Below are 20,423 nucleotides of genomic sequence, written 5' to 3'. Positions count from 1 at the left end.
GTTAATCTTTTATTGAACCGGAATATAACCTACTGATTCTACGATTTTCATTCCTTCGGCAGAAAGACAGAAATCCAGATAAGATTTTACTTTAGCCTCAGATTTCATGTCGTAGATGTAAAAGAGTGGTCTTGAAATTGGATAGCTTTTATCTTTAGCGGATTCCATACTTGGTCCTACAAATGTTGCACCCTGATCATACGAAACTTTTAAAGCTTTGATGTCGGCATTGAGATAAGCCAATCCTACATAACTTATAGCTCCTTTTGTCTGGCTCACAGATTGAACAATAGCGCCGGTAGCGGGCATGTTCAATACTGTGCTGGCATAATTTTTTTTATCCATCACGTGTTCTTTAAAAAATTCATAGGTCCCGGAACTGTTTTCCCTGGAATATACCACAATTTCTGCATCGTCTCCTCCTACCTCTTTCCAGTTTTTGATTTCACCGGTAAAGATTTTTTCAATTTGTTCTCTGGTCAGCTGCTCTAATTTATTTTCCTTATGCACGATGACTGCAAGTGCATCTACGGCGATGGATTTGATCACAGGATCAATTCCTTTTTCTTTTAGTTTTAATTTTTCTTCACCCTTCAGATCCCTGGAACACATGGCTATATCTGTATTGCCATCGATAAGGGCGGTCACCCCTGTACCACTTCCGCCGCCAACCACAGAAATAGAAACACCGGGATTGGATTTCATAAACTGCTCAGCAGTAGCTTGTCCCAAAGGCAATACGGTGTCGCTTCCCTTAAGTGAAATATTGGAGGAATTGCTTTCCTGGCTGCCCTTTTGGCCACCACTACAGGCAAATAATAAAGAAAGTGCAAACAATGAAACAGTGATTTTTTTCATGATTAGGTATTTGTTTTTTTTTTTTTAAATGGGGTACTTTGCATGGATAACTTGAAGATTAATTCAATTCAGATGAAGATATGGCAAAGTATAGTAACAGAACAGCAATTCCTATCCGGAATACTGGGTCCTGAACATAAGTTTTTGACATTTCTAACACTTTTCACCGCAAAGTTACGCCCATAATGGCCTACATTGGGGAGGTCAATATTACCAAATTATTAATTCTGAAGATCCGAAAATTTTTTGAGTTGTCTTTACCCCATATCCGGTAATCTATCTATCAAAACAGCAATAACCAATCCCATTACAGCGCCATAATAGTGTGCATCGTGATCGATCCCGTCTCTGGATTGTTTTGCAGCCCACCAGGAATAAACCAAATACAAGATACCCATGGCAAATGCGGGTAAAGGAATGATCCCATACAAACTAAGGATGGCGTTTGGAAAATGATAAATATAAATAAACAGAATACCGGAAATCGCTCCAGATGCGCCAATACTGGCGTAGGATGAGTTGTTCTTATACTTGATGTAAGTCGGCACACAAGACAAAACAAGGATCAGCAGATAAGCACTTAGATAAAGAGACATGCCCGGGACCGAACCAAATTTTGCGATGTACATTTTCTCGATCACAAATCCAAATTGCCACAATACAAATGCGTTTAGAATCAAGTGGATATAACTGCCATGCACAAATCCACAACTCAACCAACGGTAATAAGATTTGTCGCGATGCTCCTGATAAGGATAGTGTCGCATGTATTCAATTACCGAATAATTATTAAATCCCGATATTGAAATGACACCGATCGTACACAATAGGATAATGGTTACATATGGTATGGTTTCACTCATGATGATATGGCAAATGGTTAATGATGGTAAAAGCCCTGTAAAGTTGTTCTGCAAATAGCAACCGGATCAGTTGGTGAGAAAATGTAAATTTGGAAAATGAAAGTAATTGGTTTGCCCTCTTTTTAAAATCATCACTAAATCCATAGGCGCCACCAATGATAAAAATAATTCTAGAATGTCCGCCATGCATCAGCTGCTCCACAAAATGCGCAAAGGCGACAGATTCATACTGTTTTCCCTTCTCATCCAGCAAGACAACAAAATCCGCTGCACGCAGATTTTTAATCAGTTGTATCTCCTCCAGCGTCTGTATCCTGTGAATGTCCTTTACGCCTTTTGGGCTTGGGAATTCCACTACTTTGAACTTAAAAAAATGATTTAGGCGCTGCACATAATCTGCAATCCCTTCTTTGATGTAATCAAAATGATTCTTCCCGGTCCACCACAATTGTATTTCCACTTTATTTGATATTCGTCAACACGAGATATTGATATGGCCCCAATGTTAAGGTGGTGTTTTTAGGAAAGCTTACCAAAGCCCGGGTAAAAAATTCGGTATAGTAATTATAATCTTTGCGGATAGAATATGTCTGCGTGGTGTCGGTGAGATTGGCCATTAGAACTATTGAGGTATTCCCATGTTTGCGTTCAATAGAAAGCACCTCTTCAGAATCAGATATGATTTCCGGCAAGTTGTCTGTAAGGGAATGTAATGCCGGATGATCAAATCGGTGCAGGGCAAGTCCTCTGTAAAAATCACGGTTATAATTATATACGTGCTCAATAGTCTTTTCTGTCCGGATATTAATCGGTTCAAACATAGGTTCTTCCTGCCCATTCAACATCAGGGGTATCCCTCCAAGCATGTAGGTAATCACGGAACACAGTTTATAACACCCATAACACCGTTGGGTCTCTCCGCCGAATTTCATGTTGGTGATGGCATTTTGATTGAATAAGATGGAAACGCTTTTGTATTTAGATTTAGCGTTCTCCTCAAGAATGGGTTTGAAATCACTTGTTCGGCATTCGCTTTTTGAAATCTTGTCGAAAACCTGATATAAATTTTGATTCAGGTATGCATCGTATATGCCTTCATTAACCCATTCTGCTGCTTGCGATCCACCTATCAGGACTTTCCCTTCACCGCTTACAATGTCCCTGAGTTTAAGGGCAAATTCTTTTGGAATATCGGCAGAATGCACCAGGATAATTCCATCTACATCATATTTTTTACACCAATGTTTAACTGCTTTTGACAATTTCTTCCTGAGCGAATTATTATTCAGATCAAATCGCACAAAATCTTTGTTGTAATCCAATCCGGACTTTTCCTCAGAAGATAAATAAAATTCCGGATGATCTTTCCGCCATTCATGTGCTGGACCAGAATAAGTGAGATTCATCTCGAGAAAGACTTTCATCTTTTTCAAATGAGCCGAATCGATCAATAATTTAAAATCCTTTTCCGTACCCAGAGATGTATCGATAGAAAGATAATCTACGGTCGCATATGGATCACCGGGATTATAATTATTACCGGAATCCTGTACTTTCATGACTGGCAAAATGGACAATGCTGTGACAAATTGCGCGCGCAACCTGTTGAGATCTCGGGTCACCCCGTTTAAATTTCGGCTGGGGCTGTAATGTTTAGGCATCACTTCATAGATGGTGAGTGTCTTAAACCATTCAGGGGGGCCCTGACTGACCAGCTTATGTTTGCCGCAGGAAAAAAGTAAAATAAAAAAGATCGCGAGTGAATTATAAATTTTCATAAGATGGTATTAACTGATTTTTTTTGATGGGTGACGAGGGAAATTCTTTCCGGAAAGAGTTTTTCTACTTTATCTGTGAATAATTTCAGCAAGTCTTTAGATCGATAATTTCCAAGATGTGTTCTTATCTTTTGTACGTAATCATAGGCCTGCCCTCCACCATATTCGTTTAAATAATCCTGCGTGAGTGAAACATAGGTATCAATTAATATTAATCGGTTTTCCGCGGATAAAACTTTATCGTAATGAATCAAGAGATCAATGTCTTTGCCTTCTGTTAATTCTGCCAATAACAAACTCTGCACATCACTATCTGCAAGAAAATCTAGAACGAATTTCAAATCATTATCATGAACCGATTTGAATTCCTGAATGTATTTTCTCATTTCCGCTTCATCGGGTCCTGAACTTTCGTACCACACTCTCGCAAACCTTGCATCTCTAAAGCGTATGGAATAATCCCTGGAAGTTCTTGCCAATTCTTCAGACATGCCTTCTCGAATCATAAAATCCAGGATTTGTGCGGCTGCGGCTATAGACAATTCGCGGTAAGGACTTTTTTCAACCATGTATTCCAGCACCAATTTACTTCTGGTAAAATCATGCTGTTCCTTAAAATGAGCGATGAGCATCAACCAGTAGGTAGAAGAGATTTCTTTCCATAACGAATGTTGCTTGATCAGTTCAACAAAGTTTTTGGGGCTGTGGGTATTGAGTAGAAAAACCAAGCCTTCAATTGGCTTATAAAAAAAAGTTTTGTTTTCCTTAATTTTGGCAGAGACCAGGTTTTCTGTGCGGGAGGACTTATTTTTTTCTTCTTTAAATGTATAAAGTATATGATATAAATTTTCTTCCTTGTGCACCAGATAATAAGGATTCGCAGAAATTTTATCCATTATCAAATCAAATATCGTAGTGCGCAGTGCAGGCGCTTTGATGCTTTTTAAAATCTGATGGAGCGCCTGATGCATTTTGACCAATTGATGCAGCCATTTCTCCTGATGAATGTCTACAAATGTTTCAAACCATTGAGAAGATTTAATTAATGTAGCCAATAATAAATGAACTGCCTGTTCCAGATTACCTTTTAAATACAAGCTCAAACTATGATCATAAATTTGATCCAGCAGAAGCAATTGATGGCGGAAATCTTTTAGAAATTTTGAAGAAGAAGCTTTGGCCAAAGGCGGGTCAAATCCTGCCAGTGCTTCCATATAATTCTCATAAGACAATTCCGGAGAATAAGGCTGCAACAGAAGTAGATTGGCCCAGGCATTCAGACCAGGATTTAATCTCAGACTCAACTGTATAAAATCTGTCAACTCTTTTTCCTGGTAAATTCCATCCTGAAACTCGAATTTCTTTCGTGGTGCATTTTTTTTTGTCTCCTCTTTTTTCTGACGCACAATCTGCTGATGATGCCAATATGCCAAGATCCAAGCATGCATACAAGGATTTTTGGCGGTGGATTTTCCGCAGGCACATTGTATTGCACTTACCTGATTTTGGCCGTATCTGATCTGACATTCGAGTAGGGCATCGTCTGCCCGCAGCAAATAATGCCAGGTATCCTTACTGATTTGATTAGCTTTCTTAATCTGACCGGAAAATAGGGCCTTCCTCACCAAATCCATTTTGTCCTCTGGCAGGATAAAGTCTATACTGTCGAGTACAATTTTCATTTTTGCTTAAAAGCTGGTTTATTTGGAATAAAACCCTAAATTTAGGAACATTTTTCGATCTAAAGCCGATGAAACACATTTTTCTCGTACGTCACGCCAAATCTTCCTGGGATCATCCGGGACTTTCAGACCTCCAAAGACCGCTGAATGCCCGAGGTATAAAGGATGCTCCGGCAATGGGCAGGATTTTTACAGGACTGGTAGAAAGTCCGATTATTTTAATATCCAGTCCAGCAGTGCGTGCTTTTTCCACGGCTTCCATGTTCAGGGAGCAGTTGGGACCTGAGACACCCCTTGAATTGGAATCCTCTCTTTATTATGGTGATGAAAACGACTATCTGGCATGCCTCCAAGAGCAGGATGAAAGACACAAAAGTGTTGCACTGTTTGGCCACAACCCCATCATAGAAAACTTTTGCACCCAAATTACCAATTCCTGGTCAGGAGCGGTCCCAACCTGTGCCATTCTTCAATTTCAATCCAGTGTTTCCAAATGGCAAGAGGTCAAATGGAACAATATTCTATATTTGAACCATTATTTTCCAAAGGAAGTCTGACATGTCTAAATTTCTAATACCATTGATGTTGTGTTTATTTATATCCTGTAATTCGGACAAAGTTGCAAAAGCGCCCATATCTCCGGAAGAAATGGCTGCCATACTTACCGACCTGTATTATATGGAGGCAAATTTTGAATCCCTTTCCGGGTATGTCAAGGATAGTCTTACACAAGCCCTAAAACAAGAAATTCTGACTAAACATCAAACCAATGATTCGTTGTTCGTTCTCGCCGGAGATTATTACAACCTCCGCCCCGAGATGCTTGAAAAAATTGAAAAAATGGTCATTGACAAAATTGAATCCCAATCCAAACCGGATTCTTCTCTAATAAAGAATTAATGATTTGATAATCTGACCTATGGCACCGAAACTCTTCAGCTACCTATCTTTGCAGCATCGATGAAGAATTCGACCAAAATCCTGATTGTTGATGATGAAGCTGATACGCTGGAGTTCATCAACTACCATCTAAGCTCCTTAGGATATGAAGTGAAAGTGGCTTTAAATGGTAAACTTGCACTGGAAATTTTACAATCCTTTGAACCGGAGCTGATCCTTGTAGATTATATGATGCCGGAAATGGATGGGCTTAGTTTCCTAAGACATTTAAAGTCTAAGTATCCCAACAATGAATACAAGATTGCCTTCCTTACCGCAAAGACCGATGACCAAACACAAATGAATGTTCTGGATTCCGGTGCGGATGATTTTATTACCAAGCCGATCAAACCCAATGTTCTTTCGAGCAGGATAAAAGCCATCCTACGGCGCAATCAGAAAAATAAATTTGCAACAGAGGCTATACTCAAATTCGGAGACCTCACTATAGATCCGGAGTCCTATAGAGTTATTGTGGGTGACACACCCCTTGATTTTCCCAGAAAAGAATTCCAATTGCTATATTTGTTGGCGGAAAAGCCGGGCAAAGTTTTCAAACGCGATGAAATCCTGCATAAAGTGTGGGGAAATGATGTACTTGTCGGCGAAAGAACCATCGATGTCCACATCAGAAAAATCAGAGAAAGACTGGATGGACGGTACATAAAAACGATCAAAGGCATTGGCTATAAACTGGAATTCTAAAGTTTTCAAAAATCTAAATCTCAATAAGGTAAGCCTGATTGCAGCAGCTATTTTGGGCGTTACCATATTTTGCGTTACGACCATTATGGTTGGGATTGGTCTTTTCAAAATGACTCTTAGCCCAATTTTTTTTATCTCCTTAGCTTGCTTTGTAGTCTCGGTCATCACTTTCAATATCCTTCTGCATGCATCTGTCTACCGCAGATTAAAGGTAATTTACCGCCTCATCAACGATCAAAAAAAAGAAGACACCCAAAAGTTAACCAGTCTGATTACTGCCAATAATCTCTTCGACATGGTGGAGGCAGATGTCAATGCCTGGCTTGACAAGAAGAATAATGACATGATTGCATTATCGAAGCTGGAGGATTATAGAAGGGAATACATCGGTAATGTTTCCCATGAATTAAAAACCCCCATTTTCAATATTCAGGGCTATATCCAAACTTTGATCAACGGCGCCATCAATGACCCGGAAGTGAATTCCAAATTTCTGGAAAAAGCACTTTCCAATGCAGAAAGATTGCAAACCATTGTCGAAGACCTGGAAGCCATCTCCAGACTTGAATCCAATCAAAGTGTATGGGATCTTCAATCATTCGATATTCAGGAATTGGTAGAAGAGGTTTTTGGAGATCTTGAAGAGACCGCCAAGCAAAAGAATATCAGCATGTCTTTTAAGTCTGGTGCGGATCAAAAATATCAGGTACAAGGAGAAAGGGAACAGATCCGTCTGGTCTTAAACAATCTGATTCAAAATTCAATAAAATACGGTGACACCAACGGCAAGACCAAAGTCAGTTTCTACGATATGGACACCAAGATCTTGATCGAAGTTTCCGATGATGGAATTGGAATACCGGAAGACCACCATAAATTTATATTTGACCGGTTTTACAGGGTTGACAAAAGCAGATCCAGAGAAATGGGCGGAAGTGGCCTTGGACTCTCCATAGTCAAACACATCCTGGAATACCACGGACAAACCATCAATGTGCGCAGCACGCCCGGAAAAGGCAGCACTTTTAGTTTTACTTTAAATAAGGTGAATTAGTTTATCGGCTCTTAGTTTTGATTTTGGTAAGAGGGTGACCGACTACCAAAACATTTTTAATATAAAGCCTAAAAATAAAATTAATTATCGAATTAAACTTACAATAGCCATTGGAAATACGACACAATGATGATATTTATACTGGGTATTTAATGAATGCTTGCTAATAATAACTGCATAAACATTTTGTTAACAATCTGTTAATATAATGCAAATTATTTTTCACCTATTGGATTGTTTTTAGATTCGCTTACTGTTTACACTATCAGGCCTTATACAACGCAGTGGGTGAATTAACAAATCCATCGAAGACATCCTTATTCACAAAGTAGGTGGTATTTCTTACACTTAAAACATTCTTTATGAAAATGATTATTTTCTCCATCGTCGCTATTTTCTTATTTAAAAGTTGCACAACCGACAAATTTGACCAATTAATTGAACAGGATTTGGATTCAAATACTAATAAATCAAAATCAATGGATGAAATTCCGTTGCTGGATTATTATCTAAAAAAAATGAACCATCTTCAAAAAAGAGACTATACAAGGAGGGTGGTCAAATATGAAATTCTGGACTTGGAGACAGGGAATAAAACAATTAGCTACAGTTGTTTACAACCGGGGCAATCATGTGATGTTGGCCAGAAAAAAGAGGAAGACAAGGGAAAACTGCTCTTAGTTCCAAGAAATTCATGGTATGAATCTGATGCAATTGAACAATTCCTTTATGCAAATTGTGAAATGGAAACTGAGTTTCCGTTACTCTATTCTGCTCAAGTAAAAAATGATTTACTGGATGATCTATTAAAAATAGAATTCAATGGTTCAGATTTAACACTTATTCAGTCCGCAACAAACATTCCATTGTTTAATTATAAAATCAATGGCGAAACGAATGTACCGACAACAATAAGTGAAACAAGAAAAGCAATGGTGGATCCCGCCACCGGAAAATTCACTTGTACACAACCAGGTTCAAATTGTGTTATTAGATCTGAATCAACTTCAAATTTTGAAAATGAAGTTTTGGAGACTTTTATTCAAAGCTTTCCAAATATTGACATTCAAAACGCTGTTCGTGATAATAGGTACGCAATCTGTAAAAATGGTCTGGACTTTGAATTAAGGATATTTAACAGCGACCATGTTGTTAGCTCCCAACTCTACTTAAGCTCACAATTATAATATGAGAAAATTATTTTTTAACAACAGGGCAATTTATCAAATTGCCCTGTTGTTATCTACACTTACAGTACTATTTGCAACTTTGGGTTGTTTAAAAAAATCTAAATCTTATTTTAGATTAAAAACCAGGACTGAAAATTTTTCACAATTAAAAAATTTAACCAAGTCCATTGATTACTCTAAAGATATTTCCGTACTGTCAATTCATGACAGCGTATTTGTCTATTTCACAGATAAAAATAAAAAGCTTATAAAATACAGCTTGACTGAAAATCGAATAGATACTGTACCTTTAAAAGTTGACTGTATGGAAGAAGACATGACCATTACGGTAATAGATCAAATTGTATATTTACGATGTGGCACACTAATGCATATTTTGGACCTTAAAACTCAAATGAGTAAAAAAATAAACTCTTGTCCATTTGAAAACTGCTACTTCATTCCTTGTATGCATGACAGATCCATATCAGCCACTTTTGATCATTCATTCATCTACCAGGTTGGAAATTCAAACAATTTCAATTACATCGATTCCTTCATTTTTTTAAAATATGAAGATGCTGGAAAATTTAATAAAATAGTTAAATATCCGGATTATTTTTCAAAAAAGTATGTTCATTACTTAAGCTTCATAAGAACTGTGGAAGATTCATTCCTTTATTACCTGAATGTTCTTGATAATAAAATATATAAATTAAATCATTGTTCCAATGAGCCAATTGGCATAAGTGAAATTTTTGGAAAAGACATAGTAGATTATGACACATCCAGGCTAACAGACATGATGTATTTAAAAAATTATTCCGAACAGGTACCGTTTAACATTCGATTAATTAAGCTGGAGAAATATCTTGTATTATTAAGACTACTTCCACACAAAAATAATTCGGAATATCGTTTATTGATTTTTAACAATGATTTAAAACTTTTATCCAATACGAGGATCAACCATCCTGTAAACAGCAGATTAATTTACAGTCTCCATAATAACCTTACTTTTCTTGACCCTCCAAATAATCTGGCGTATGAATATTTATTTGAAGACTAAAATTATTCTCCTTTACTACCTTTTATCAAGCGGTTGTAAAGAAGCAGAACCTCACATCGTAATATTTTGTCAACATTGCAAAGGATGCGTTCAAAATGCCTTGCTTGACATTGAGGAAAATGAACTTGATAAAAAATTCAAAATTTATACTGATTCCAATTGTATAGATTCAAGAGATTTATTGCAAAAGATTCAATTCGTACAACTTGATGATGAGGAGCTCCACAGGAAATTTGGAGATTTTGTCAATATTGGGATCAGCTTATCCAATGAGGATTTGAAAATTTTGAAAACGAATGAACGCCTTACTGACTATCTAATAAAATAAGTTTCATCAAAATTTCTAAAAACCAGCACCGTGAATTTGCATGGAAAATCCAGCCAACTTACCAAATGTGCAAACAATATATAAAGAAAACCAGCTGAGAGCGCTTTAAGATTTTCTAACCCTGCTATCGTCCCTGTTGTATGCAGTGGTAACTTTGATCTGATTGAACCTTTTCATGAGTTCATCACGCTGGGCACCAAAATCAGGAAGGAGATTAGAAGGCATTGGCTCTCCGGAAGGAAAGTTTAACTTGCGGTGATCCACCTGTGTTCCATTTCGCCAAAATCTGAAGCATACGTGAGGCCCTGTGGCCAAACCTGTTGAACCGACATATCCAATTATCTGACCCTGACTTACATGAGATCCTGCACGGATACCCGCAGCAAATCTGGACATGTGCAGATATTGTGACTCATAAGTCTTGTCGTGTTTGATTTTTACATATTTTCCGTTACCACCGGAATAAGCTGCTGCAGAAACTACGCCATTCCCAACGGCCATAATCGGCGTTCCGGTAGGTGCAGCATAATCGGTCCCAAAGTGCGGTCTGGCATATTTCAGAACCGGATGAAAACGTCTCATGGTAAAACCGGAAGTGATCCTGGAGAATCTTACCGGTGCTTTCAAAAATGCAGCTCTCAGCGGCCTGCCGTTGTAGTCGTAATATCCGGATCTATTATTGACTTCGAATTTAAAAGCATAGTGCTCTTTATCGTTGGTATTGAAGTAGGCAGCCACAAGGTCTCCCATATTACTTGGTTGGCCCTCTATCCAATGCCGATCAAAAACCAATTTAAAGGAATTGCCCTCCTGAAGATGGTGAAAATCCACAGATGTGGCCAGTGCATCTTCCATTTGATCGATGATGTTAATGGAAACACCCTGCTCTTGCAATGCATTCCAAAGAGAATTTTTGATGTAACCTCCTACTTCCTCTCTTTTAAGTTCATTATTCTTGAATTCAATTCTAGGACACGATTGACCGGATAGGTCACAGACAAGATATTTCATCGCGTCAATCTCGTAAACAAAATAATCGGGAGCTTGGCACTCATTGCTGCAAATCATGGCATAAGAATTGCCTTGTCTAATGTTACGAAGGTTAAGGACCCCATCCATTGACCCTATCAAGCTGCTTATTTTAGTCTGGCTTAAACCAAAGTCGGAGAAAATTTTAGGTAACAACTGTCCGGATTTCACTTTTGCACGGGTAACCTGAAAGTGGTCAAGGGAAAATCCAAAATATTCCTGGTCGCTGGCTAAACATTCTTTGGACTGTACATCGCATCCATTATGAGTTTTGAACAACTCAAAATCCAACATAAAATGAAGTACAAAAGCATTGATGATTAATAAACCTAAGAAGCTGGTGATCTGCAATAGTCTCTGGATGGATTTTTGTAAATTCATTCCGATATGCTTGGTTTAATAGTTGAAAAGTTTGCAAAACTAAAGTAAATTATCTAAAAGCTCAAACAATAGATGGCTGTTAACTAATTTTTACAAATTATATTTTTCATATTATAAAATTATTGCAACTATATAATTATGTATATCATATATTTAGTCACTAATCAAATCCTATTCTGGTCAAGTCTTTGGCCTGTAGGGGAAGGCCATCCAAGGGGAAAGGGATCTCCTCAAACTACCTTTTCCGGGTTAAATCCATGGTTTCGGTATCCAAAAAAAGCCAAAACATCCTGTTCTCTTGCTCCTGTAATAAAGGCCTGCCCGAAACCCATTATGTGGCTTAAAATGGCTGATTTTGAGTAACTTTGCACGGTTTAAGAGAAGCAATCACACCGCCCATGAGGAGGTTGCATTTTGTGGCATAAAGGATAATCCATTGACTTCACATTCTATTTTTAACCTATCCGGACAATTGGTAAAACTGCAATATCCAGCAGTAATGGGCATCCTAAACCTAAGTCCTGATTCCTTTTACAGCACTTCTGTCATTACCGAGGAATCGCTTTTAGAACAACGCATACGCAAGATGCTGGATGAGGGTGCGGACATTCTGGATATTGGTGCTGCCTCTTCCAAACCGGGCAGCAAACCTATACCGGTCGAAATAGAAACCGAGCGTATTGCCAAAGCTGTAAAAATCGCCCGCCAAATCTCTCCGGAGGTGCTGATTTCTGTAGATACCTACAGGGCTTCTGTAGCAGCCAAAGGATTGGAACTGGGCGCTTCCATGATCAATGATATTTCTGCGGGCCGACTGGATGATGCCATGGTTCCATTGGTAAAAAGTTCCGGGGTACCGTACATCATCATGCACATGAGAGGAACACCCGAAGACATGAACAGCACACAAAATCTGGTATACAATGACCTTGCAGCGGATCTCATTAGATTTTTTGCGGAGCGTATCCATTTCCTCAACCAGGAAGGCATACATCAACTGATCATTGACCCTGGATTTGGGTTCAGTAAAAATGTCCAGCTCAATTTTGAATTGCTCAGACAATTAGAATTGTTTAGAATCCTTGATGCGCCCATACTCGTCGGGCTTTCTAGAAAATCCATGATTTTTAAAACGCTACAAACAGAACCAGGTAAGGCCTTGAATGGCTCCATTGCTGCGCATACGATTGCATTGATGAATGGCGCAGACATACTTCGTGTACACGATGTGGCAGAAGCCAAAGAGACTGTTGCCATTTTTAAAGCCTATAAAAATCTTACTCAATAAATTAATGTTAATTCCTACCATGCCTCAAAATCCAAACCAGCAATAATCAGTTATCCTACAGATGCAGAAAAAAAAACAACATTGGGCAAGAAAGGCTTTCAGGAGATTCTGGAAGTTTCTCCTGGTATTGTTGAGTACGGCAGGATTGTTTTTGCTGCTTTTCTTTATAGGGTTTGTGTTGTTGGCCAGTTCGGCATTTACAGATTGGTCTAAAAACAGCATCATTGGTTTTTTAAAGAATAAAGTTGAAAACCGAATAGAATACGGGTCCTTTGAACTGAATGTTTTCAAAGGAGGAAAAATCACTGATCTTTTGGTTTACGATCACCACGGAGATACTTTGATCTACAGCAAGCTGATCAATTTTCAATTGAGCAGAAGTTTAGGATCTCTGTTGAAAAATGAAATCTCCTTAAAGGAAATTGAATTGGATGACGGACTTTTAAAAATTATAGGTTATGCCGGAGAAGAGGACAATAGCTTCACACATTTTATCCGTCAATTTTCAAAATCTAAGAGTTCGACGAAAAAGAAATTCAAACTTGAATTATCGGATATTAAACTGAAAAACTTCAGACACTTCCGGGATCGCCGGGAGACCGGAGTCAGAGAATATTATTCTGTACATGAAGGAATCGTCAAAGTGGAACAAATGAATTTTCCGGCAAATTACATTCTGTTGAATACCGTTAAACTGACCGGACCATCTGTTTTTATCTCACATGATCCCAATGTAATACCTCCTGAAACCGAATTGAATCCGGATTCGGTTTACAGCTGTAACAATCCCTTTATTATTTACATCAAAAAAGCAGACCTTAATCAAGGTTCTTTTGCATTTGACCGTACCGGCAATGATGTTTTTGAAGAACAGAATAAAGATCATGTGGATTTCAAACATTTCAGTGTGGATGAAATCGAAGGCGGGTTAAGTGATTTTTTCTACAGCGACTATGAATCAAATGGAGTCTTGCATGAACTCAAAGCAAGGCTGAACAAAAAATTAAGAATTCAATCTTTCAAAGCAGATAAAATTGATGTAAAAAACAACAAGACGAGTCTGGAGAATTTCTCCCTGGAGACAGACCGATCCTACCTTGGTGATAGTCTTTACTTAAGTTATGGCAGTTATAGAGATTTTAAAAATTTCAACAATAAAGTCTTTATTCAACTTGCCTCCAAATCCAATTCCATTAATCTGGATGAAATTAAATATTTCAGTCCGACTATGGCCACGAATGCATTCTTCGTGCGCAATAAAGAACTTAACCTTGGATTCTCCGGAGACATTGCAGGTAAGGTCAACAGCTTAAAGTTGTTTAATTTCAAGGCAAACATCCATCAAGACTTTATATTCGAAGGGGACATCAGCACCAGAAATCTTACTAAAAAAGGAAGTGAACTTTTAAATATTAAATCCAAAAAGTTAACCACCTCCATGGCCTTCCTGAGAAGCATCCTTCCACAAATCAAACCAAGCGCAGTGTATGATAAACTTGGGGAGTTTTCATTTGTTGGCGGATTTGACGGATACTTTGAAGACTTTGTTGCTGCAGGTAAACTCAATACCGGTTTAGGGCAGGTAAGAAGTGACGTGAGGCTGAACCTTCGACCAGGAAAGGACCTGGCCACATTTGCCGGAAGTATAGATCTCATAGATTTCGAAATAGGCGAACTCCTTAAAGTAAAAGATCTAGGCAAAACAAATCTCAAAGCTTACATCCGCAATGGCGAAGGATTAAGTGCAAATAAAATTAATGCCGATCTTGAAGCCAACGTATCCTCTCTGAGTTTTAAAAATTATAATTACTCCAACATAGGGTTCAATGGAAAGCTGAGTAAAGATTATTTAGATGGGTCTGTAAAAATCAAAGACAAAAATCTGGACTTAAATTTTGAAGGACGTATTTCAGACATCAATACGAATCCAAATTTTGTTTTTAAAGCTACCATCGCAAAAGCGGATCTCAAAGAACTTAATTTATCCAAAAGCAGCTTAATTATATCGGCAGACCTCATTTCTAATTTCAGAAACACCGACCTTCAAAAACTGGATGGTGATGTACGTGTGGAAAAAACTTTTCTCTATAATTATGAAAAAAACAGAGTCCTTGGATTAGGTGAAATTTATTTTACACAAAAACGAACAGCAGGACTTTTGAATACTACGCTTCAATCTGACTTTCTGAATGCCGGGATGGTGGGCGACTACAGACTGAACAGCATCTACGATCAATTGATTACTTATTTCTATAAGCAGTACCCGGATCTTTTTAATGAAATTGAAATTAAACACCAGAAGGATGAATCTGTTTCATTTTTTGAAGCAAAATTAGAGGCCAAATCTTTGAATAGAATTTTTAATTTCTTCGACATCAATACCCGGATAGAAGAATTCAAAGGAGACATTCAGTACAATTCTTCACTCCAACTTCTGAACTTTGATTATGCCATACAATCTATTGTTTCAGGCGATTTTACGATGAACTCCTCTGCCGGCTTCCTTAAGTGTACCAAAAATCAATTTGAATCTGATATTCACTTTCCTGACATCTCCTGGCGGAAAAGATTCGACATCAAAGAAGTTAAATTCAATACGTATTTTAAAGACAACAAACTTAAATTTTTCTTCAGCGGAAAAGACAGTTCAGGGACCATTCCTTATTATGACATTGGAATAAATCTAAGCAGTAGTGTTGGACAGAAAAAATTTAGCTTCGAGCAAGCGCAATTGTTGTTCAGAGGACAAAAATGGCAAATCCATTCGGAAGCAGAATTGGTTTTGAACAAAAAAAATATCCTGCTCAGCCATATGATTTTCTCTGACTCAAGTCGAAGAATGAGTTTTGAAGACATCAACAATAAAGGACTTAAAGTAATGATACAGGGATTCAACATATCCTTTATCAATGATTTTTTGATCAACAAATCTGTAAACATAAGCGGATTTTTTGATGCTTTTGCCACGATAGACGATATCAATAATCTCAATGACCTGAATGGAAAAATATCTGTTGGGAATTTTAGAATGAACAACAACTCCTATGGAAGACTCGTGGTGGATTTTAATCTTCCCGATCCATACAAACCAATGAATGTTGTGGTTTCAAACCAATACAAGGAAACCAGTATAGATGGAAAAGGCACTTTTAACCTGCCGTTGAAATCAGGCTACAGTCTACCGAAATATGATTTTCATCTGGATTTCGATGCAACAGCATTTCCTGTTTCATTTCTCGAAAATTTCATGACCAGCATTGGCGATACAAAGGGCACATTGGATGGAAAGTTTACTTTGGAAATGTTGAATAAGGTAATCTATGGCTCAGGAAGTTTGCTGGCTCTGAATGGAACGACCCTGGTCAAGTATCTCAACACCAGATACTTTTTTGACCAACAAAAAGTTGTTTTTGATAAAAACAAAATCCTCTTTGATGAAGTCATCATCAGAGATGAGTTGGGAAATCCTCTTAATGTAAATGGCAACATTCGGCACGAGAATTTTGCACGTTATTTTATGGACATCACCGTGAATTCCGACAAAGCATTGGTACTCGACACCAAGAAAGGCAATAATTTGTATTACTATGGGTATGGTCTTTTCGATTTCCTGGCCACTTTCAAAGGTCCTACTTCCAGTATGGATATGGATATTTCAGGAAAGTCTGTAAAGGGCACAAAACTGGTTATTCCCGTCCGATCAGATCAGGAGGCAACAGATACCAAGTTCGTTCGTTTCAAAACAAAGGACACGACAGCAATCCTCATTAAACCAGCCCAGACTACCATAAAAGGTATGAATGTCCGGATGAATCTGGAGATCAATGAAGAAGCCGAAGTATCCATAATTTTTGATGAACAGACCGGTGACATCCTTACGGGCACAGGAAGAGGTAATTTACAAATAGCCTCTCTCAGAGACAATTCTTTCAGCATTAAAGGCAGCTATGAAGTGGACCGCGGAGAGTATCTTTTCACACTCTTTAATTTTGTAAACAAACCCTTCAAAATAAAAAAAGGAGGGACCATTGTATGGACAGGAGATCCGTTTGGCGCTACTATTAAAATAGAAGCTTCCTATGAGGGGCTTACGGCAAGTCCCAGCAATTTGCTACAAGAATTTATCGTCAACAACGAAGATCTCAAGCAAGCCGCAAAGGCACGTACTCCGGTCGATCTCACGATGATTTTGACTGGCTCACTTCTCAAGCCGGACATCAATTTCACTTTATCCTTTCCTGAACTCACCGGCTCTCTGAAAACCATCAGCGACAATAAAATCAGATTTCTCGAACAAAATCCGGATCAGTTAAACCAGCAAGTGGCTGCATTGATTGCTTTCCGAACTTTCATAGGAACCAATTCAAACCTTGGTCTGGTATCCGGTATTGGGAACACTACCATCAATACCATGAGTGAATTCCTTTCCAGCCAGCTTTCTATTTTTGTAACCAACCTTCTGTCCGAAGCATTTGAAGATGTGGATTTTATTTCAGGTGTGGACTTTAACATCAATTACGATGTGGATAAAAACCAATTGGGGCAGACCAGGCTTAACGAAGGCGCGGTGGTATTCAGTCTGAAACACAGGCTGTGGAACGACCAGTGGGCGGTGACCCTTGGAGGAAATTATGTATCCAACTCAACAATTTACGGAAATACTTATTTTAATCCGGAGAGTGTCATTGAATGGAATACACCCGTGCCTGGACTCAAAATGAGAATTTACTACAAAGGAGTAGATTCCATAGAAGGCGTAAGACATCGTGTCGGAGCAGGGGTGACGTTCAGAAAGGAATTTGACACTTTGTTTGAATTTAAGAAAGGGATAAAAGAACAGAAAAAAGGTGGACCAAAAGACGATAAAAGCATCAATTGACAATAAGGCACTGCTAAAGCCCGGTGCCATCCTGAAAGACCTGGATTTTGATAAAATCTTACGCAGATGCGCTGAGCATGCATTGTCTGAAGATGCAAGGAGATCCATCCTTGAAAGTAAAATTTATACCCACAGAAATTTCATTCAGGAATCTTTGCAGCGCGTCCATGAAATGAAAGAATTTTGTGTCCGTGAGCCCCTTAATCTCATCGAGTACCACAATATTTTAAAGGAATTAAAAAGCCTTAGAATCCAGAACTATACGCTTGGCATAGAGGACATCGTAAAGATCAAAGTCATCCTGCAAAATCTTAGACTGATCAGCCAGGCGCTGGGACATTTGGCCTGGCAACATCTGGAAATGCTCCTTAAAGACCTGAGTAAAATTCCCGATTTAAAATTTATTACAGACCGCATTGATAAAATTTTTGCAGGAGATGGCAAAGTGAAGGATGATGCCTCCCCTGCCCTTAAAATTATCCGCGATCAGTTGCGCAACAAGCAAAATGAAATCTACCGCACTTTCAAAAAACAGGTAACTCAATATCGCAGCTCTGGCTTTCTTGCAGAAGGAGAAGAAAGTATCCGCAACGGAAGGTTGGTACTCAGAGTTCTGGTCGAACACCGACGCAAAATAAAAGGAATCATTCACGACGAATCCGATTCCGGTAAAACCGTATTCCTCGAGCCACAGGAACTCGTAGAATTGAATAATGATATTTTCGAATTGGAGTCTGAAGAAAGGAAAGAGATTTTCCGCATTCTTGCAGATTTATGTAACCTCATGAGACCTTATGTGGAGGATATCGAACAAAGTTATTTGTTGTTGGTAAACTGGGATATTCTTTTGGCAAAAACCCGACTGGCCATTTCTCTGGAGGCAGTACAGCCGGTACTGTCCAACTCCGATCAAATGAATCTGAAAAATGCAAGACACCCACTCCTGTTTTTAAAACTTAAAGAAGCAAATAAAAAATTGGTTCCGGCCAGTCTAAGTCTGAATGAAAAAAATCGAATATTGTTGATTTCAGGACCCAACGCGGGTGGCAAATCCATTATCCTCAAAACAGTTGGATTGCTGCAATGCATGTTACAAGCAGGATTTCTAGTGCCTGTAGACAAACATTCCGAATTCAAAATATTTAAAAAAATATTTGCGGACATTGGAGATCATCAGAGTCTGGACGATGCATTGAGTACATATTCCGCAAGGTTGTCCTATATGCGGGATTTTGAAGAGGCCGCTGATGGTGACACTCTTATATTACTTGATGAATTTGGTAGTGGTACAGAACCACAAATAGGCGGTGCTATTGCTGAAGCACTTTTACAAGCTTTAAACAGAAGAAAAGTTTATGGAATATTCAACACCCATTACGCAAATCTGAAAGCCTATGCTCATCAAAACGAAGGTCTGATCAACGGCGCCATGCTCTTTGATGAAAAAAATCTAACTCCGACTTACCAATTACAAACGGGCAGACCCGGTTCTTCCTATGCGCTGGAAATTGCAGAAAAAATACAGCTCCCGCTTCATCTTATCGATTATGCAAAGAAAAAAGTAGGTAAACAAACGGTAAGCTTTGAAAGCCTCTTGGCAAACCTGGATAAAGAAAACAGTAAATTGCTTAGGGAGATAGAAGAATACAAAAAGAAAAAATCCGAACTGGACAAACTCATCCGCAATTACCAGGATTTACAAAAGCAATTTGAGTATAAAAAACTCAAATTAAAACTGGAGCAAAAACAGACAGAAATTCAATCCAAAAGTTCCAAGCACAGAGAACTCGAAAACTATGTCAAAGAATTAAGAAAAGAAAAAGATCTGGAGTTGGCCAAAACAAAAGCCGATCAAGAAAAAATCAGATTGCAAAAGGAACACGAAGAATTACTGAACATCAATACCGAATACCAAAAACTTTCCGGCCATGATGTTAATGCGCCATTGAAAACTGGTGATGCTGTAAAACTAGTCATCAACGGAATGATAGGACAAGTAGAGAAAATTGAAAAAGACCTGATTACCGTGGTTACAGAACACATGACCTTTAAATTAAAAAGAAAAGAATTGATCAAACTTAAATCCAATATAGATGTCAAATTAAACAAATCGGTTAAGTCAGATTTGGAACGCAGTTCGGCAGCTTTTAATCCGGTTCTAGACCTGCGCGGAATGCATCTTCAGGAAGCTCAGTCCATGCTGGAAGTCTATATCGACAAAGCATTACTTGCAAATGTAAACCAGGTACATATCGTACATGGAAAAGGCAGTGGCATTCTGCGGCAGACCGTGAGTAAATCTCTTCGGGGACAACGTTATGTCAAATCCATTGGACACCCTGCAGAAGAATCAGGAGGCGATTCCATTACTGTGGTGGAGTTTAAATAAATTTTTACCAAA

17 protein-coding genes are annotated in these 20,423 nt (G+C 38.4%); 11 read left to right on the top strand and 6 right to left on the bottom strand.

Annotation, left to right across the window (positions count from 1 at the left end; translation table 11 throughout):
• Positions 1–9 precede the first annotated feature (9 nt).
• The 5 genes from IPJ83_09565 to IPJ83_09545 all read right to left on the bottom strand — a co-directional run bounded on the left by IPJ83_09565 (position 10) and on the right by IPJ83_09545 (position 5,181).
• Positions 10–858, bottom strand: coding sequence for a phosphate ABC transporter substrate-binding protein (locus IPJ83_09565; protein MBK7880784.1), 849 nt, complete (start codon positions 856–858; stop codon positions 10–12).
• A gap of 257 nt (positions 859–1,115) precedes the next feature.
• Positions 1,116–1,721 carry a rhomboid family intramembrane serine protease gene (locus IPJ83_09560; GenBank protein ID MBK7880783.1) on the bottom strand — a complete coding sequence of 202 codons (606 nt, stop codon included), beginning with the start codon at positions 1,719–1,721 and terminating at the stop codon, positions 1,116–1,118.
• Entirely contained in the window at positions 1,714–2,181 is a 468-nt protein-coding gene (locus IPJ83_09555; protein ID MBK7880782.1) for a 23S rRNA (pseudouridine(1915)-N(3))-methyltransferase RlmH, read from the bottom strand. The genes IPJ83_09560 and IPJ83_09555 overlap by 8 nt, the downstream gene beginning before the upstream one ends.
• A gap of 1 nt (position 2,182) precedes the next feature.
• On the bottom strand, positions 2,183–3,499 hold the full coding sequence (locus IPJ83_09550) for a hypothetical protein (GenBank protein MBK7880781.1): 1,317 nt from the start codon (positions 3,497–3,499) through the stop codon (positions 2,183–2,185).
• On the bottom strand, positions 3,496–5,181 hold the full coding sequence (locus IPJ83_09545; protein MBK7880780.1) for a tetratricopeptide repeat protein: 1,686 nt from the start codon (positions 5,179–5,181) through the stop codon (positions 3,496–3,498). The genes IPJ83_09550 and IPJ83_09545 overlap by 4 nt, the downstream gene beginning before the upstream one ends.
• Before the next feature lie 68 nt (positions 5,182–5,249).
• On the opposite strand from IPJ83_09545, the gene IPJ83_09540 reads away from it, so the two are divergent.
• The 7 genes from IPJ83_09540 to IPJ83_09510 all read left to right on the top strand — a co-directional run bounded on the left by IPJ83_09540 (position 5,250) and on the right by IPJ83_09510 (position 10,445).
• The gene (locus tag IPJ83_09540) at positions 5,250–5,738 is read left to right on the top strand and encodes a histidine phosphatase family protein (GenBank protein ID MBK7880779.1); all 489 of its coding nucleotides are present in this window, start codon (positions 5,250–5,252) and stop codon (positions 5,736–5,738) included.
• Position 5,739: 1 nt separating this feature from the next.
• Positions 5,740–6,081, top strand: a complete 342-nt coding sequence (locus IPJ83_09535; GenBank protein ID MBK7880778.1) for a DUF4296 domain-containing protein — start codon at positions 5,740–5,742, stop codon at positions 6,079–6,081.
• 60 nt (positions 6,082–6,141) lie between these two features.
• The gene (locus IPJ83_09530; protein MBK7880777.1) at positions 6,142–6,825 is read left to right on the top strand and encodes a response regulator transcription factor; all 684 of its coding nucleotides are present in this window, start codon (positions 6,142–6,144) and stop codon (positions 6,823–6,825) included.
• Positions 6,826–6,910: 85 nt separating this feature from the next.
• Positions 6,911–7,879, top strand: coding sequence for a sensor histidine kinase (locus IPJ83_09525; GenBank protein MBK7880776.1), 969 nt, complete (start codon positions 6,911–6,913; stop codon positions 7,877–7,879).
• A 362-nt stretch (positions 7,880–8,241) separates the two neighbouring features.
• A complete protein-coding gene (locus tag IPJ83_09520) occupies positions 8,242–9,066 on the top strand; it encodes a hypothetical protein (GenBank protein MBK7880775.1) in 825 nt (274 codons plus the stop codon).
• A gap of 1 nt (position 9,067) precedes the next feature.
• Positions 9,068–10,117: a hypothetical protein gene (locus IPJ83_09515; protein ID MBK7880774.1), complete on the top strand. Its 1,050-nt coding sequence runs from the start codon at positions 9,068–9,070 to the stop codon at positions 10,115–10,117.
• Positions 10,095–10,445, top strand: coding sequence for a hypothetical protein (locus IPJ83_09510; GenBank protein MBK7880773.1), 351 nt, complete (start codon positions 10,095–10,097; stop codon positions 10,443–10,445). The genes IPJ83_09515 and IPJ83_09510 overlap by 23 nt, the downstream gene beginning before the upstream one ends.
• Before the next feature lie 105 nt (positions 10,446–10,550).
• Here IPJ83_09510 and IPJ83_09505 read toward each other — a convergent pair whose 3' ends face one another.
• Positions 10,551–11,855 carry a peptidoglycan DD-metalloendopeptidase family protein gene (locus IPJ83_09505; protein MBK7880772.1) on the bottom strand — a complete coding sequence of 435 codons (1,305 nt, stop codon included), beginning with the start codon at positions 11,853–11,855 and terminating at the stop codon, positions 10,551–10,553.
• A 138-nt stretch (positions 11,856–11,993) separates the two neighbouring features.
• On the opposite strand from IPJ83_09505, the gene IPJ83_09500 reads away from it, so the two are divergent.
• The 4 genes from IPJ83_09500 to IPJ83_09485 all read left to right on the top strand — a co-directional run bounded on the left by IPJ83_09500 (position 11,994) and on the right by IPJ83_09485 (position 20,411).
• The gene (locus IPJ83_09500; GenBank protein MBK7880771.1) at positions 11,994–12,218 is read left to right on the top strand and encodes a hypothetical protein; all 225 of its coding nucleotides are present in this window, start codon (positions 11,994–11,996) and stop codon (positions 12,216–12,218) included.
• Positions 12,219–12,354: 136 nt separating this feature from the next.
• Complete coding sequence (gene folP / locus IPJ83_09495; GenBank protein ID MBK7880770.1) at positions 12,355–13,143, top strand: dihydropteroate synthase; 789 nt, start codon at positions 12,355–12,357, stop codon at positions 13,141–13,143.
• A 61-nt stretch (positions 13,144–13,204) separates the two neighbouring features.
• Positions 13,205–18,022 carry a translocation/assembly module TamB domain-containing protein gene (locus IPJ83_09490; protein ID MBK7880769.1) on the top strand — a complete coding sequence of 1,606 codons (4,818 nt, stop codon included), beginning with the start codon at positions 13,205–13,207 and terminating at the stop codon, positions 18,020–18,022.
• Positions 17,991–20,411, top strand: coding sequence for a Smr/MutS family protein (locus IPJ83_09485; protein ID MBK7880768.1), 2,421 nt, complete (start codon positions 17,991–17,993; stop codon positions 20,409–20,411). Before IPJ83_09490 ends, IPJ83_09485 begins: the two co-directional genes overlap by 32 nt.
• Positions 20,412–20,423: the final 12 nt, after the last annotated feature.

It is taken from the genome of Candidatus Vicinibacter proximus, assembly GCA_016713905.1.
Classification (GTDB): Bacteria; Bacteroidota; Bacteroidia; order Chitinophagales; family Saprospiraceae; genus Vicinibacter; species Vicinibacter proximus.
Note: the sequence above shows the minus strand (reverse complement) of the source record. Positions and strands in the feature narration are given on the sequence as shown.

What these genes read in the sequence shown, in the direction of transcription:
- IPJ83_09565 (MBK7880784.1), bottom strand. Translation starts at nt 858, where the DNA reads ATGAAAAAAATCACTGTTTCATTGTTTGCACTTTCTTTATTATTTGCC.
- IPJ83_09560 (MBK7880783.1), bottom strand. Translation starts at nt 1,721, where the DNA reads ATGAGTGAAACCATACCATATGTAACCATTATCCTATTGTGTACGATC.
- IPJ83_09550 (MBK7880781.1), bottom strand. Translation starts at nt 3,499, where the DNA reads ATGAAAATTTATAATTCACTCGCGATCTTTTTTATTTTACTTTTTTCC.
- IPJ83_09545 (MBK7880780.1), bottom strand. Translation starts at nt 5,181, where the DNA reads ATGAAAATTGTACTCGACAGTATAGACTTTATCCTGCCAGAGGACAAA.
- IPJ83_09540 (MBK7880779.1), top strand. Translation starts at nt 5,250, where the DNA reads ATGAAACACATTTTTCTCGTACGTCACGCCAAATCTTCCTGGGATCAT.
- IPJ83_09535 (MBK7880778.1), top strand. Translation starts at nt 5,740, where the DNA reads ATGTCTAAATTTCTAATACCATTGATGTTGTGTTTATTTATATCCTGT.
- IPJ83_09530 (MBK7880777.1), top strand. Translation starts at nt 6,142, where the DNA reads ATGAAGAATTCGACCAAAATCCTGATTGTTGATGATGAAGCTGATACG.
- IPJ83_09525 (MBK7880776.1), top strand. Translation starts at nt 6,911, where the DNA reads ATGGTTGGGATTGGTCTTTTCAAAATGACTCTTAGCCCAATTTTTTTT.
- IPJ83_09520 (MBK7880775.1), top strand. Translation starts at nt 8,242, where the DNA reads ATGAAAATGATTATTTTCTCCATCGTCGCTATTTTCTTATTTAAAAGT.
- IPJ83_09515 (MBK7880774.1), top strand. Translation starts at nt 9,068, where the DNA reads ATGAGAAAATTATTTTTTAACAACAGGGCAATTTATCAAATTGCCCTG.
- IPJ83_09510 (MBK7880773.1), top strand. Translation starts at nt 10,095, where the DNA reads ATGAATATTTATTTGAAGACTAAAATTATTCTCCTTTACTACCTTTTA.
- IPJ83_09505 (MBK7880772.1), bottom strand. Translation starts at nt 11,855, where the DNA reads ATGAATTTACAAAAATCCATCCAGAGACTATTGCAGATCACCAGCTTC.
- IPJ83_09500 (MBK7880771.1), top strand. Translation starts at nt 11,994, where the DNA reads ATGTATATCATATATTTAGTCACTAATCAAATCCTATTCTGGTCAAGT.
- folP (MBK7880770.1), top strand. Translation starts at nt 12,355, where the DNA reads ATGGGCATCCTAAACCTAAGTCCTGATTCCTTTTACAGCACTTCTGTC.
- IPJ83_09490 (MBK7880769.1), top strand. Translation starts at nt 13,205, where the DNA reads ATGCAGAAAAAAAAACAACATTGGGCAAGAAAGGCTTTCAGGAGATTC.